Below are 13,929 nucleotides of genomic sequence, written 5' to 3' on the forward strand. Positions count from 1 at the left end.
TCGTGCGGTCACGTCCCTTGCTCCGCAACCATTCGATCGATAGATGTTTATGCGAGCGTTCAATCGTTCACTGACTAAGGGGATTTCCTATGAGGAAGCTAGCCGTTGCGATGGCACTTGCCTCCACGGCCCTGGCGACGCCTGCGCTTGCGCGGGACAACGCCTGGTACGTGGGTGCCGAAGGTGGCGTGATGATTGTTGAGGACCTGAGCCTCAACGTCGGCGCGCTGCAGAACGCCGCCACTATCAATCACGATCCGGGCTATGACTTCGGTGGTTTCGTTGGTTATGATTTCGGCGCGTTCCGCGCGGAAGTCGAAGCCAGCTACCGCGAAGCGAACGTCACGGACGGCACCTTCAGCGCCGGTGGCATCACCAGCGGCACCGGAACCGGCACCCAGCTCGGCACCTATGACCTCGGCGGCTATTCGAGCGCGCTGTCGTTTATGCTCAACGGCATGCTCGACTTCGGCCCGGATGATGGCCTTCAGGGCTATGTCGGCGCCGGTGCGGGTATTGCCCGCGTGAAGCACTTCGCGGTGCTCGCGAACCCGACGTTCCTCGATGATTCGGACACCGGTTTCGCCTGGCAGGCGATCGCCGGCGTGCGCGCTCCGATCGGCCCGAACGCCGACGTCGGCCTGCGCTACCGCTTCTTCAACGCGGACGACATCCAGCTGAACGATCGCCTGGGTCGCGCCATCGACACGCGCTTCCGTTCGCACTCGCTGATGGGCACGGTGACGTTCAACTTCGGCGCGCCGGATCTTCCGCCGCCGCCGCCGGCTGTGGTTGCTCCGCCGCCCCCGCCGCCCCCGCCGCCCCCGCCGCCGCCGGCTCCCCTGCCGCCCGTCGTCCAGTGCAACACGGGTCCGTACATCGTGTTCTTCGACTGGGATCGCGACAACATCACGGCTGAAGCAGCGGCGACGCTCGACAACGCCGTGTCGGCCTACGCCAACTGCAACAACACGCAGGTGATGGTTGCGGGTCACGCGGACCGTTCGGGTTCGGCCACGTACAACGTCGGTCTCGCCCAGCGTCGTGCCAACAACGTCGCGTCGTACATGTCGTCGCGTGGCGTGTCGGCCGGTTCGATCACCACCCGTTCGTTCGGTGAAACGGTCAACCGCGTCCCGACCCCGGACGGCGTGCGCAACGACCAGAACCGCCGCGTCGAAGTCACTTACGGTCCGAACTCGGGCATGTAAGCCGACTTCCGGCGAGAGCTGGAACGAAGAAGGGCGGTCCTGCGGGGCCGCCCTTTTTTCGTGTGTCCGGGGTGCGTGGATTTGATCGTGGCGCGCGTCCGGCTGGGCGGGCTGGTGCCTTAAATGAGTTGAGGGTGACGAGGGGCTGGCCCAGCGGGATTGGGGAGCCGGAGCGTCACTCTTTCGAGGTTCGGGCGGTGGGATTGGGCAGTGTTCCCGCGTCGAACGACTTCGGGTGCGTTAGATGTCGGTCAGCGACGATGCTGTTCGGCGGTTCGGTTTTGCTGTGATCCGTTTCTCGTCGTGGCGAGCCGATTCAGTGTCACCCGGCGGCGCGTGTCGCGTGGACCCTGAAACAAGTTCAGGGTGACGGTTAGGTTCTTAACCGTCGGATTGGTCATCTGCTTTGTCAGCGTGGCGGTATTTGCGGTGTGTCGGCGTGTCGGCGTGTCGGCGTTCGCGGCGTGCGGGCGTGCGGGCGTGCGGGCGTGCGGGCGTGCGGGCGTGCGGGCGTGCGGTCGGGCGCGCCGCGCCGGCAGGACTGCGCGTGGGGCCATCCAGTCGATCGCCAGCGGTTGCGATGTGGGGCGGAGGCACGCAATATGTCTTTTAGCTCACCGCAATTTGCCTGGAGATCTGCTTGATGCGCCCGCGCTACGTCCTGCCCCTGATCGCTGCCGCCGCCATGTCCGTCGGCTGCACCCCCAACGGTGGCGCGGCGTCCGGCTCGAACCACAGCGGTGCGGAGGATGGGGCGAGGGGCGCGTCCTGGGGCGGCAACGCCGGGAGCATCGAGGGCGCGGCGCTGACCGCGGCGCCATTCACCCTGACCGAGGTCGCCCGGTTCAGCGATCCGTGGGCGATTGCCTTCCTCCCCGGCGACAATGGCGCGCTGGTCACGCAAAAGGGCGGGCGGTTGATGTGGTGGCGCCCCGGCGGGGCGGCGCGCGAGGTCGCGGGCGCGCCGCGTGTTGCGGCCGCGGGGCAGGGCGGGCTCGGCGATGTCGTGCTCGACCCCGATTTCGCGACCAATCGCCGCGTGTGGCTGAGCTGGGCGGCGGCGGGCGAAGGCCAGACCCGCGGTGCGGTGGTCGGTCACGCCACGCTCAGCGCGGACATGAGCCGCATCACCGGCCTGACTGAAGTGTGGCGACAGGTCCCGTTCGTGACCGGCGCGGGCCATTATGGCCACCGCATCGCCTTCGGTCCCGACGGCAAGCTCTACATCAGTTCGGGCGAACGGCAGAAGTTCGATCCGGCGCAGGACCGCGCGAGCAATCTCGGCAAGGTCGTCCGGCTTAATCGCGACGGCAGCGTGCCGGCGGACAACCCCTTTGCGCGGGAGGGCGGGGTGACCGCGCAGCTCTGGTCGACCGGGCATCGCAACCCGCTCGGGCTGGCGTTCACCGGGCAGCGGCTGTGGGTGCTGGAGATGGGGCCGCAGGGCGGGGACGAGCTGAACCTGATCCGGCGCGGCGCCAACTATGGCTATCCGCTGGCTTCCAACGGCGATCATTATGACGGCCGGGTCATCCCCGACCATCGCGAAGGCGACGGCTTTGCGGCCCCGGCGCTGTGGTGGAACCCGGCCATCTCGCCAGGATCGCTGCACATCGTGCGCGGGCAGGCGATGCGGGGCTGGCAGGGCACCGCGCTGATCGGCGCGCTCGGCGGGACCGGCTTGGTGCAGGTCGCGTTCGATGGCGATCAGGCGCGACAGGTGGCGCGCTGGAACCTCGACATGCGCATCCGCGCGATCGGCGAGGCGAGCGACGGGACACTCTACCTCGTCGAGGATGGCGGCAATCGCGGGCAGGGCCGGCTGTTCCGGCTGGCGCCGCGCGGTTAACCGAGCTTCGCGCGGCGCGCCTCTCGCGGACCCCACGTGCATGATGCGCGCGGGTCGCTTATAGCGCGAAGCCCACCGGCGGCGGCCGGTCGTTGAGGAACGAGAGTTCATGAAGATTGCGATGATCGGCTCGGGCTATGTCGGGCTCGTTTCGGGCGCCTGCTTTGCCGATTTCGGGCACGACGTCGTGTGCGTCGACAAGGATCAGGGCAAGATCGACGCCCTGCTCGCCGGGCGGATGCCGATCTACGAGCCGGGGCTGGATGCGCTGGTGGCGAGCAATGTGCGCGCCGGGCGGCTCGCCTTCACCACCGATCTGGCACCCGCGGTGCGCGATGCGGACGCGGTGTTCATCGCCGTCGGCACGCCCTCCCGGCGCGGCGACGGGCACGCCGATCTCAGCTATGTCGAGGCGGCGGCGCGGGAGATCGGGGCGGCCCTCGAAGGCTTCACCGTGGTCGTCAACAAATCGACCGTGCCCGTCGGCACCGGCGACAAGGTCGAGCGTATCCTGAAAGAGGTGAACCCGCATGCCGACGTCGCCGTCGTGTCCAACCCCGAATTCCTCCGCGAAGGCGCGGCCATCGGCGATTTTAAGCACCCCGACCGCATCGTCATCGGCGGCGACGAGCCGCGCGCGCTGGAGGTCATGCGACAGGTCTATCGCCCGCTGACGCTCAACAAGGCGCCGATCATCGAAATGAGCCGTCGCGGCGCGGAGCTCACCAAATATGCCGCCAACGCCTTCCTCGCGGTGAAGATCAGCTTCATCAACGAGATCGCCGACCTGTGCGAGAAAGTCGGCGCCGACGTGCAGGAGGTCGCGCGCGGCATCGGGCTCGACAACCGCATCGGCAGCAAATTCCTCCACGCCGGGCCGGGCTATGGCGGGAGCTGCTTTCCCAAGGACACGCTGGCGCTGCTCAAGACCGCGCAGGATTTCGAGGCACCGCAGCGGATCGTGGAGACCGTGGTCAGCGTCAACGACGCGCGCAAACGCGCGATGGGGCGCAAGGTGATCCACGCGATGGGCGACGACATCGCGGGGAAAACCGTCGCGGTGCTCGGCCTCACGTTCAAGCCCAACACCGACGACATGCGCGATTCGCCGGCGATCGCCATCGTGCAGACGCTGCAGGACGCGGGCGCGACGGTGCGCGCTTACGACCCCGAGGGGATGGAGGCGGCGAAGGCGGTGCTCGACAACGTCGCCTATTGCGACGGCCCCTATGCGGCGATGGAGGGCGCGGACGCGGTGGTGCTGGTGACCGAGTGGGACGCCTTCCGCGCGCTCGACCTCGACCGCGCCAAGGGGCTGCTGAAGGCGCCGATCATGGTCGACCTTCGCAACGTCTATCCGCGCGCCGAGCTTGAGGCCGCGGGCTGGCACTACACGGGTGTGGGGCGATGAGCGTGAAGACGGCGTTCGTCACCGGCGCCACTGCGGGAATCGGGCGCGCCTGCGTCGACCGGCTGGTGGCCGACGGCTGGCAGGTGGTGGCGACCGGGCGGCGGCAGGAGCGGCTCGACGCGCTGGCCGCGGCGCATGGCGACGCGGTCCATCCGCTGCGGCTCGACGCGGCGGACTGCGATGCCTGCGCGGGCGCGCTCGACCTGCTGCCCGAGCGGTTTCGCGCCATCGACCTGCTGGTCGCCAACGCGGGGCTGGCGCTCGGCACCGCGGTCGCGCAGGCGGCGGAGTTCGGCAACTGGCGGACGATGATCGACACCAACATCACCGGCCTTGCCGCGATCGTCCACGCGCTGCTGCCCACGCTGATCGAGCGGCGCGGGGGCGTCGTGCTGCTGTCATCGGTGGCGGCGACCTACCCCTATCGCGGCGGCAATGTGTACGGCGGGACCAAGGCGTTCGTGCGCCAGTTCGCGCTCGGCCTCAGGAGTGATCTCGCCGGAACCGGCGTGCGCGTGACCTCGGTCGAGCCGGGCATGGTCGAGACCGAGTTCACGCTGGTGCGCACCGGCGGCGACCAGGCGGCGTCGGACGCGCTCTATGCCGGCGCCGAGCCGATGACTGCCGCCGACATCGCCGAGACGATCGGCTGGATCGCCGCGCTGCCGCCGCACCTCAACATCAACACCATCGAGCTGATGCCGACGCGACAGAGCTTCGCGGGCTTCGCGGTGGAGCGCGGCTAGCGTTTGAGGAGGGCCACCCCGTCGGCTTCGAAGTAAGTTCCGTTCGGCGTGGTGCCGGAGAAGTTCAACGCGAACTGCTTCGATCCCCTGCGGGCCGAAAAACTAACCCCCGAAGCGGCCCGATATGCGTCCGCCGGAGATCACGCCGTCGAAGGATGCGGTGTTGCCATCGAGCTTGTCGGACCCGCGGAGCGTTCCCAACCTTTCCTCGGCATAGGTGCCGTCCGATCTCCGCAGGCGGCCGATCAGATCGACGGCCACGGTGACTTCGCCGGTGGCCGGATCGGCCTGCATGGTCACTTTGCTCGCTTCGAGATCGGTGAACGTTGGAGTCGCCGCCTGCTGCATCACGTGATTGGTGATGAAGGTCGACGTGCCCCACTGGACGATCTGTGCCGGTAGGCGGTCTGTGAGCCGTGTCGGCACGCCAAACACACACGCCGCTTCCAACCTCGGTCTGGACGACGCGGCAAACAGGGTGGCTGCGCGCACATAGTCGAAGCGGAGTCCCGCATAGGCGCGGTCGTCGATGACCAGACGATCGATCTCCCCCGTCGGCGATGTGCGTCGGAAGGATTCGACCAGTGTGTTGGCCGTGTTGCGATCCTGCTGTGTGAACGTCAGGTCGACCGTTGAAATGTTCGGCGGACTGGTAACGCGGTAGGTGGGACCGGACCGACCGGAGGTGATTACCAAGCCCTCCCCGAAAACGCTTGCGCTGCCAAACCGGGTTGCTAGCCTCGCGCGATGCGCCAGGTACTGATCGCCATCGCCGCCTGTGCCAGCCTTATCCCGATGAGCGCCGCTGCCCAGACGCGTGCTCCACAAACCGCCGACGTGCCGCTTGCGCCGGCGCGCAGCTATGCCGCGCTGATCGACCGGCGCGATCCGGTGTATGAGGCGGGGCGGGCGATGGCGGCGCGCACGCTGACGTCGGAGGCGATCGTGCGCGGGGCGCTCGCGCGCATCGCCGACCCGCGCATCGAAGGGCAGATCAACGCGGTGATCGCGGTCAGCCCCGATGCCATCACGCAGGCGCGGCGGCTCGACGCCGAACGGCGCGCAGGTCGCGTGCGCGGGCCGCTGCATGGCGTGCCAGTGCTGATCAAGGACAATATCGAAGTCGCCGGGCCGCTGCCGACGACGGCGGGGAGCCTCGCGCTCGCGCAGAACGTCACCAACCGCGATGCGCCGCTGGTGGCGCGGCTGCGGGCGGCGGGCGCGGTGATCCTCGGCAAGGCGAACCTCTCCGAATGGGCCAACATCCGCTCCGAAAACTCGTCGAGCGGGTGGAGCGCGGTGGGCGGGCTGACGCGCAACCCGCATGACCTGTCGCGCACCGCCTGCGGCTCGTCCTCGGGCAGCGGCGCGGGGGTCGCGGCGGGGCTCGCGCTGGCGGCGATCGGAACGGAAACCAACGGGTCGATCACCTGCCCCGCCGGGGTCAACGGCATCGCCGGGTTCAAGCCCACCGTCGGGCTCGTCAGCCGCACGCATGTCGTGCCGATCTCGGGCACGCAGGACACCGCGGGGCCGATGACGCTGTCGGCGCGCGATGCGGCGCTGGTGCTCGACGCCATCGCGGGAAGCGACCCCGCCGACGCCGCCACCCGCGAGGCTGATGCGCGGCGCGGCGCGGGCTATGCCGCGGGGCTGCGGCCCGACGGCTTGCGCGGGCTTCGCATCGGCGTTGTGCGCGGCGCGCTTGGGCGGCGGGCGGACATCGTTGCGCTGTTCGATGCCGCGCTCGCCCGGATGCGCGGGGCTGGCGCAACCATCGTCGAGCTGACCGACGAAGAGGGCGCCTATCGCGGGCTGGGCGAAGCGGAGACGGCGCTGCTGATGAGCGAGCTGCGCGGGACGATGGACGAATATCTGCGCACGCGTCCGGCGGGGGTGCCGGGGCCGCGCAGCCTTGACGAGGTGATCGCCTTCAACCGGCGGGAGGCCGCGCGCGAGCTGCGGTATTTTGGGCAGGACAGTTTCGAGCGGGCGGCGCGGTCGCCGGCGCTCGACAGCGCCGAATATCGCCGCAACCGCGATACGGCGGTGCGGCTGGCGACGACCGGGCTCGACCGGTTGCTGTCCGGGCGCGCGGGCGGGGGCGCGCCGCTCGACATGATCCTCGGCGTCACCAACGGGCCGGGGTGGAGCATCGACCTCCTCAACGGCGACAATTTCGCAGGGCCGTCGTCGAGCGGGCTGCCGGCGATCGCGGGCTACCCGCACCTCACCGTGCCGATGGGGACGGTGGAGGGGATGCCGATCGGGCTGAGCTTCATCGGCGCCAAGTGGAGCGACGCCCAGCTGCTGTCGGCGGGCGCCGCCTATGAAGCGCTGGCGCCGATGCGGCCGCGCCCCACCTTCCGCTCCGGCCTCGCCCCCGAACGCGCCGCCCCGCCGGTCGCGCGGCGACGGTGAACGGTGCGGGGGGGATCGGGGCGGGCGCGACAAAACTCGGCGTCAGTCGTCGTCGACCTCGTGGTCGAGCGCGTCCTGGCGCACGCCGATGGTGCGCGCGGCGAGGCGGACTTCGACCTGAAAGGTGACGAGCCCGGCGATCAGCAGCAGCATCGCGGCCATGAACATCAGCGCGATGACGGTGCCGAGCTCGAATTTGGTGAGCGCGGCGACGAACAGCAGCATGACCACGCTGGCGACGACGATCGCGGCCGCGACGGTCAGGAAAATCGCCCAATTAACGACGCGCATCCGCCGGTCGAGTCGGGCCAGCTCGCGTTGAATACGGTCGTGTTCAGGACCGCTTTCGTCGAAAATCTGCGTTTCGAGCTTGCGGGCGCGGTCGATCACCCGCGCCAGCCGACCGGTGCAAACGTTGAGAAACGCGCCGATGCCCGCGAGCAGGAATACCGGCGCCACCGCGAGCTGGATCGTCTGAGCGACGATGCGGACGGCGGGTTCGGACGGGATCATGCGGAAAACGCTAGGTGGACGGCGCGGGGGGGGGCAAAGTTCCCGGCCCGCGCCATCCGCCATCCGCCGGTCGGTCCGTTCGCGCCCGGAGCGGCGGTCGTCGCGTCCGCGCGGCGGTCGGCCGCGTCGGCGCGCACTTCGCGCACGCCAGTGCTGCGCAGGACCGCGCGATACTGGTCGGCCGCTTCGCCCCGTGCGCGCGCGGCACAAAGTTGATCGCCGGTGGCGACACGGCGACGCAGGCGGTCCGCACTGGCCGGGTCGGCGACCTGCGCGACGGCGGCGCGGGCCTGTTCGGCAAGCCCGGCGCAGCGATAATCGTCGGCGGCGCGGGCGGGGGAGGCGAGCAGGGCGGTCGCGCCGAGCGCGAAACCGATACCGGCAGAAACGACGGTCTTGTTCATGGGGGAGAGCTCCGGAGTTGCATCGCCCCCGCCCATGTCGCGCCGAAATGAGCCTCGGTCACGCCGCGCAGGTCGCGATGTTGCGGCGCACATAGGTTGGCGCGGGCGGGGCTTCAATCCACATATTCGGTTCAGCGTCATTCACCGGGTCACTGACGTGAGTGAGTGGCCCGCGGCTTTGGCGCGCAACGGTGCTGGTAGATGCGGATTGTGCGCTTATGGTCGGAGCGCCAGAGGCACGCATCGGCGAGCCGGGTGGGAGAGCGGCATTGATACGGATCGGGTTGAACATGACGCGGCCGGTGGCGCCTTGATCGACCTTGCCAGCATCGACTGGGCGGCGCTGCTGCCATTCATCGCGATCGGCTTTGCCGCGCAGCTGGTCGATGGCGCGCTGGGCATGGCGTTCGGCGTGATCACCTCGACGCTGCTGGTGGGGGTGATGGGGGTCCCCCCCGCGACGGCTTCGGCGCGGGTGCATGTGGTGGAGATTTTCACCACCGGCGTGTCGGGGATCAGCCACCTCATCCACCGCAATATCGATAAGCGGCTATTTCTGCGGCTGCTGGTGCCCGGCGTCGTGGGCGGGGTGGCGGGGGCCTATCTCGTCAGCCAGGTGGCGGGGGAGATCGTGAAGCCGCTGGTGCTCGCTTACCTGATCACGATCGGGCTGTTCCTGCTGTGGCGCGCGGCCAAGCACAAGCTGGAGGTGAAGGACCCGCGCATCGTCGCGCCGCTGGGGCTGATCGGCGGCTTCCTCGACGCGGCGGGCGGGGGCGGCTGGGGGCCGGTGGTGACGTCCAACTTGCTCGTGCAGGGGGCGGAACCGCGCAAAGTCGTCGGCACGGTGAGCGCGGTCGAATTTCTGCTGACGCTCGCCATTTCGGCGACCTTCATCAGCCAGCTGGGCATCGCCGATATCGCCGGCGCCACACTCGGCCTGTTGATCGGGGGGGTCTGCGCGGCGCCGGTCGGCGCGATCGTCGCGGGGCGGCTGCCGGCGCGGCTGATGCTCGGCATGGTCGGCACGGTGCTGGTGCTGACGAGCGGTTACGGCCTTTACCGCGCGCTGGTGTGAAGGGGGTCGGGGGCGACGCGACGCCGCCCCCGAATCCGGGTCAGGCGAGCGCGGACTTCAGCCGGTCGACCAGATCGACGCGCTCCCACGGGAAGCGATCGCCGTCCGCCTTGCGGCCGAAATGGCCGTACGCGGCGGTCTGGCGGTAGATCGGACGGTTGAGCGACAGGCCTTCGCGAATGCCGCGCGGGGTGAGGCCGCCGAGCAGCTCGAGCCGCATGATCGCGTCTTCGATGGCACTGTCCTCGAGCGTGCCGGTGCCGTGGGTGTCGACGTAGAGCGACAGCGGCTCAGAGACGCCGATCGCGTAGGCGAGCTGGATCGTGCAGCGCCTGGCAAGGCCGGCGGCGACGATGTTCTTGGCAAGATAGCGCGCGGCGTAGGCGGCGCTGCGGTCGACCTTGGTCGGATCCTTGCCGGAGAAAGCCCCGCCACCGTGCGGCGCGGCGCCGCCATAGGTGTCAACGATGATCTTGCGCCCGGTGAGCCCGGTGTCGCCGTCGGGTCCGCCGATCTCGAAGCGGCCGGTCGGGTTGATGTGATAGACGGTCTCGTCGCTCAGCCACGCGGCGGGCAGCACGCGCGCGACGACGTCCTTCACATAGGCGTGAAGCTCCGCCTCCTTGTCGCCCTCGTGATAGCCGGGCTTGTGCTGGGTGGAGACGACGATCGCGGTTGCCGCGACCGGGCAACCGTTCTCGAAGCGGAGCGTCACCTGGCTCTTGGCGTCGGGTTCGAGGAAGGGCGCGGCGCCCGAGTGGCGGTCCTTCGCCATTTCGGCGAGGATGAGGTGCGAATAATAGAGCGTCGCGGGCATCAGTTCGGGCGTGTCGTCGGTGGCAAAACCGAACATGATGCCCTGATCGCCCGCGCCTTCGTCCTTGTTTTCGGCAGAATCGACGCCCTGCGCGATTTCCGCCGACTGGCCGTGCAGATGGTTTTCGAACGAGAAGGTGTTCCAGTGGAAGCGATCCTGCTCGTAGCCGATGTCCTTTACCACCTGGCGAACGGCGGCCTCGACCTCGGACTCGACGCCATCGGCCCAGCGGTCTTCGGTCATGATGCCGCGGCCGCGGATTTCACCGGCGATGACGACGCGATCGGTCGTGCACAGCGTTTCGCAAGCGACGCGCGCTTCGGGATCCTTGGCGAGAAACAGGTCGACGATGGCGTCGCTGATCTGGTCGGCGACCTTGTCCGGGTGACCCTCCGACACCGATTCGGAGGTGAAGAGATAATCCGAGCGCATGCGGCCTCACGTCATATAAAGAATGCTTTAAGTGCCGCGCTCACTAGCGGCGCGGTCGGCGCGATGCAATGGCAGCCGCCACCAGCAGGACGAGCGCCAGCAGCAGCGGCAATGCGTTGCCGAAACGGGCGAACGGCGTCGGGGCGCGGGCGCCAGGCACGGCGCCGTCGATCCGCCCCGCTTCGCCGAGCGGGATGCGCGCAAGCACGCGACCGCTGGCGTCGATGATCGCGCTAACCCCGGTGGGGGTGGAGCGAATGACCGGCAGCCCCTCCTCGATCGCGCGCAGACGGGCCTGGGCGAGGTGTTGCGGCGGGCCGGCGGGACCGAACCAAGCATCGTTGCTAGGATTGAACAACCAGCGCGGGCGATGCGCGCGGTCGACCACACGGCCCGAAAAGATGATCTCGTAACAGACCGCCACGCCGACCCCGCCGGTCAGCGGCCAGTCGAGCGTGCGCGGGCCCGCACCCGGCCAGAAGTCGAAATCGCCGGGAGTCAGCCGCGCAAGGCCGAGCGGCTCCAGCATCGAGCGCATCGGCAGATATTCGCCATAGGGGACGAGGTGCGCCTTGTCGTAGCGCAGCGGATGCAGCCGCCCGCCCGGCGCAAGCGCGAACACCGCGTTGCGCGCGCCAATGACGCGGGTCCCCTGCGCGTCGGTCTCGAGCCGCGGCGCGCCCGACAGCAGCCAGTCGTTGCGCTCCAGCGCCGCAGTCGCATCGCGCCGCGCCCAGTCGGGGGCGATGTCGTAATAGTGCGGGGGGTAGCCGCTCTCGATATAGTCGGTGATGCCCGCTTCGGGCCACAGCAGGAGCCGCGGCGTGGCGTCGGGCAGCGAGGCCGGGCGCGCGCTCTGGCGCAGCAGGCGGCGCATATTGTCATCGCGGACGCGCGGGTCCCACTTGTCGCCCTGCGCGATGAGGGGCTGCACCACCGTCACCTGCGGCCCTGGCGGGAGCGTCGGGCTGAGCGCCAGCCAGGCGGCGCCGACGCCCCACGCCGCAAGCAACGCCAGTGCGGTCCGCATGGCGGCGGTGCGGTTGGTGGCAAGGAGGGTGAGCGCGCCGGCGGCGAGAACGATGAGGCCGCTCTGTCCGTAGCTGCCGATCATGGCGGCGGGCGCGGCGGCGGCGGGGGCGATCGCGGCGAGGGGATTCCAGGCAAAGCCCGAGAAGACCCAGCTTCTGAACCATTCGCCGACGATCCACGCCCCGGCGAAGGCGAGCACCAGCGGCAGGGAAGGCGCGCTCGCGCGGCGGCCGGCGACGGCCTTGGCGACCAGCGCGGCGAACCCGGGCCAGACCGCGAGATAGACCGCGAGCGCGGGCACCGCGAGCATCCCCAGCCAGGCGGGCATGTTCGACTGAAAGGTAAAGGCGGTGGCGATCCAGCCGTTGCCGATGGTGAAGATGCCGACGCCGAACCCCCAACCGCGCCAGAAGGCCGACGCCGGCGACTTCGCGCTTGCGATGCCGGTCACCAGCCCGGCGAGCGCGAGCAGAGTCAGCGGCCACAGATAGGTCGGCGCAAAGCCGAGAGCGGCCGCCGCTCCCAGCGCGGGCGGCAACCAGCGGCGCGCCGGGCTGTCCCACGCGACGGCGAGGCGGCGGGCGAGGGGGTGGGGCGGCGCTGCGGCGATGGGGGCGGACATTGCGTGGCGACATAGCGCGGGCGCGCGCGCTCCACCATCCGGCGCGACGCCGGTCTGCGGGAGGGGTGGGGTGGAAATCCGCGCCGTGAACCCCCTCGTCACCCTGAACTTGTTTCAGGGTCCTGTGCAGCGCCCCGCCGCGTGGATGCTGAAACAAGTTCAGCATGACGGAAGGGGGGAGGGGGGGGGATGGGATGGCGTGGCGCGGCCGTGCCAACGCTCCCCTGGACGCGCGGGGGTGCGAGAGCGATAGGGTGGGGCATGACCCTGCGCCCGTTCCACCTCGCCATTCCCGTCGATGATCTTGCCGCCGCGCGTGGCTTTTACGGCGGATTGCTCGGTTGCGCGGAGGGGCGGTCGTCGGAGCGCTGGGTGGATTTCGACTTTCGCGGGCATCAGCTGGTCGTCCATCGCGTCGAGCGGCGGGGCGATGCGGGCGTCAATCCGGTCGATGGGCAGCAAGTGCCGATCCCGCACTTCGGGCTAGTGCTGGCGCTCGACGATTTCGATGCGCTGGCGGAGAGGCTGACCGCTGCGGGGGTGGCGTTCGGCGTCCCGCCGACGACGCGCTTTGCCGGTCAGCCGGGGGAGCAGCGCACGATGTTTCTGCGCGATCCGGCGGGCAATGCGCTTGAGTTCAAAGCCTTTGCCGACGACGCGATGCTATTCGCGACCTAGCGCGCGGGCAGCGTTGGCGTCGGCGCGGTGGGCGTCATTGCGGGAGCGCTGCGGGCGGCGGGGGCCTCGCACGCGCCGTCCTGACCGCCGCCCGGCCCCTCGAGCAGCCCGGCGAGCGCAAAGCCGGCGACGATGAGGATGATGAAGCCCGCAGTCACCCAGCCGAGGTACCGGTCGATGAACGCCTTGATCGGCGCGCCGAACACGCGGAACAGCACGCCGACGCCAAAGAACAGCAGCGCCCGCGACAGAAGGCTCGCCCAGACGAAGGTGGCGAGGTCGAGCTGGATGAAGCCCGCGGTGATGGTGATCAGCTTGAACGGGATCGGCGTCGCGCCCTTGAGGATGATGATCTCCGCCCCGTAGGTGCGCAGCATGCAAGCCGCGGCGGGAAAGCTCTGCGCGAGCCCGAGCGCGTCGAGCATCGCGGTGCCGACGCTTTCGAACAGCAGATAACCGATGGCATAGCCGACGAGGCCACCCAGCACCGACGCGATGGTGCACACCCAGGCGTAACGCAGCGCCTTTTTGGGCTCGGCGAGGCACATCAGCCCGAGCAGCGGGTGCGGCGGGATGGGAAAGATGCTGGATTCGAGGAACGCCACCGCGAACAGCCACCAGACGGCGTGCGGATGCGAGGATTTGGTGAGAGTCCAGTCGTAGAGGCGACGCAGCATGTCCGCGCGCGCTTAGGCGGGGCTGAAGGCCTTGGCTA

13 protein-coding genes are annotated in these 13,929 nt (G+C 69.4%); 7 read left to right on the forward strand and 6 right to left on the reverse strand.

Annotated elements, in window-relative coordinates:
• Positions 1 to 89: 89 nt before the first annotated feature.
• The 4 genes from ACRYJK_RS11170 (at position 90) to ACRYJK_RS11185 (ending at position 5,217) form a co-directional block, all read left to right on the forward strand.
• Positions 90 to 1,211: an OmpA family protein gene (locus ACRYJK_RS11170; RefSeq protein ID WP_482667662.1), complete on the forward strand. Its 1,122-nt coding sequence runs from the start codon at positions 90 to 92 to the stop codon at positions 1,209 to 1,211.
• A 643-nt stretch (positions 1,212 to 1,854) separates the two neighbouring features.
• A complete protein-coding gene (locus tag ACRYJK_RS11175) occupies positions 1,855 to 3,060 on the forward strand; it encodes a PQQ-dependent sugar dehydrogenase (RefSeq protein ID WP_482667663.1) in 1,206 nt (401 codons plus the stop codon).
• A 109-nt stretch (positions 3,061 to 3,169) separates the two neighbouring features.
• On the forward strand, positions 3,170 to 4,471 hold the full coding sequence (locus ACRYJK_RS11180) for a UDP-glucose dehydrogenase family protein (protein WP_482667664.1): 1,302 nt from the start codon (positions 3,170 to 3,172) through the stop codon (positions 4,469 to 4,471).
• Positions 4,468 to 5,217, forward strand: coding sequence for an SDR family NAD(P)-dependent oxidoreductase (locus ACRYJK_RS11185; RefSeq protein WP_482667665.1), 750 nt, complete (start codon positions 4,468 to 4,470; stop codon positions 5,215 to 5,217). The genes ACRYJK_RS11180 and ACRYJK_RS11185 overlap by 4 nt, the downstream gene beginning before the upstream one ends.
• Positions 5,218 to 5,319: 102 nt before the next feature.
• On the opposite strand, the gene ACRYJK_RS11190 is transcribed toward ACRYJK_RS11185, so the two are convergent.
• Entirely contained in the window at positions 5,320 to 5,913 is a 594-nt protein-coding gene (locus tag ACRYJK_RS11190; protein ID WP_482667666.1) for a hypothetical protein, read from the reverse strand.
• Between the two features lie 51 nt (positions 5,914 to 5,964).
• On the opposite strand from ACRYJK_RS11190, the gene ACRYJK_RS11195 reads away from it, so the two are divergent.
• Positions 5,965 to 7,638, forward strand: coding sequence for an amidase (locus tag ACRYJK_RS11195; protein ID WP_482667667.1), 1,674 nt, complete (start codon positions 5,965 to 5,967; stop codon positions 7,636 to 7,638).
• A 42-nt stretch (positions 7,639 to 7,680) separates the two neighbouring features.
• Here the strand turns inward: ACRYJK_RS11195 and ACRYJK_RS11200 are convergent, their stop codons facing one another.
• Both ACRYJK_RS11200 and ACRYJK_RS11205 read right to left on the reverse strand, forming a co-directional pair.
• Positions 7,681 to 8,151 (reverse strand): DUF2721 domain-containing protein, encoded by a 471-nt coding sequence (locus ACRYJK_RS11200; RefSeq protein ID WP_482667668.1) that lies wholly within the window; start codon positions 8,149 to 8,151, stop codon positions 7,681 to 7,683.
• Positions 8,148 to 8,555, reverse strand: coding sequence for a hypothetical protein (locus ACRYJK_RS11205; RefSeq protein WP_482667669.1), 408 nt, complete (start codon positions 8,553 to 8,555; stop codon positions 8,148 to 8,150). Before ACRYJK_RS11205 ends, ACRYJK_RS11200 begins: the two co-directional genes overlap by 4 nt.
• A 310-nt stretch (positions 8,556 to 8,865) precedes the next feature.
• Between ACRYJK_RS11205 and ACRYJK_RS11210 the strand changes: the two genes are divergently transcribed.
• Positions 8,866 to 9,633, forward strand: a complete 768-nt coding sequence (locus ACRYJK_RS11210; RefSeq protein ID WP_482667670.1) for a sulfite exporter TauE/SafE family protein — start codon at positions 8,866 to 8,868, stop codon at positions 9,631 to 9,633.
• 40 nt (positions 9,634 to 9,673) lie between these two features.
• On the opposite strand, the gene metK is transcribed toward ACRYJK_RS11210, so the two are convergent.
• Complete coding sequence (gene metK, locus ACRYJK_RS11215; RefSeq protein WP_482667671.1) at positions 9,674 to 10,882, reverse strand: methionine adenosyltransferase; 1,209 nt, start codon at positions 10,880 to 10,882, stop codon at positions 9,674 to 9,676.
• A gap of 43 nt (positions 10,883 to 10,925) precedes the next feature.
• Complete coding sequence (lnt, locus tag ACRYJK_RS11220) at positions 10,926 to 12,536, reverse strand: apolipoprotein N-acyltransferase (protein ID WP_482667672.1); 1,611 nt, start codon at positions 12,534 to 12,536, stop codon at positions 10,926 to 10,928.
• A gap of 261 nt (positions 12,537 to 12,797) precedes the next feature.
• On the opposite strand from lnt, the gene ACRYJK_RS11225 reads away from it, so the two are divergent.
• Positions 12,798 to 13,214: a VOC family protein gene (locus ACRYJK_RS11225; protein WP_482667673.1), complete on the forward strand. Its 417-nt coding sequence runs from the start codon at positions 12,798 to 12,800 to the stop codon at positions 13,212 to 13,214.
• Here ACRYJK_RS11225 and ACRYJK_RS11230 read toward each other — a convergent pair.
• Positions 13,211 to 13,891, reverse strand: a complete 681-nt coding sequence (locus tag ACRYJK_RS11230) for a YqaA family protein (protein ID WP_482667674.1) — start codon at positions 13,889 to 13,891, stop codon at positions 13,211 to 13,213. The genes ACRYJK_RS11225 and ACRYJK_RS11230 overlap by 4 nt on opposite strands.
• Positions 13,892 to 13,929 lie beyond the last annotated feature (38 nt).

This window comes from Sphingomonas sp. BLHR8 (assembly GCF_056821725.1).